This is a genomic window from Paeniglutamicibacter sp. MACA_103, from assembly GCF_045798555.1.
GTDB lineage: Bacteria > Actinomycetota > Actinomycetes > Actinomycetales > Micrococcaceae > Paeniglutamicibacter.
Map to the genome: position 1 here is coordinate 1 of NZ_JBIXLN010000138.1, position 258 is coordinate 258.

General features: G+C 68.6%; 1 protein-coding gene. It reads left to right on the top strand.

Annotated elements, in window-relative coordinates; genetic code table 11:
- On the top strand, positions 1-258 hold a 258-nt coding region (locus ACIPVK_RS21870), incomplete at both ends, for a hypothetical protein (protein WP_407614080.1).

The following is a 258-nucleotide window of genomic DNA, read 5'->3' on the forward strand; positions in this document are numbered from 1 at the left end:
GACCGCGGTCGTTGATGCCGAGGGCAACTGGACCGTGACGTTCGCCGATGTTCCGGCCGGCGACCACAACGTGGTTGCCACCCAGGACGTCGACGGGTCGACGGCCGAGGTTGCGTTCACGACTGCGGCGCCTGCCGCTGTTGCTCCGGTGAGCATTGATTCCCCGACCGCCGGTCAGGATCTGGGCGAGACCGGCTCTGTTCCGGTGTCGGGCAAGGGCGAGCCGGGTGCCACCGTCACGGTGGTCCTCGATGGCGA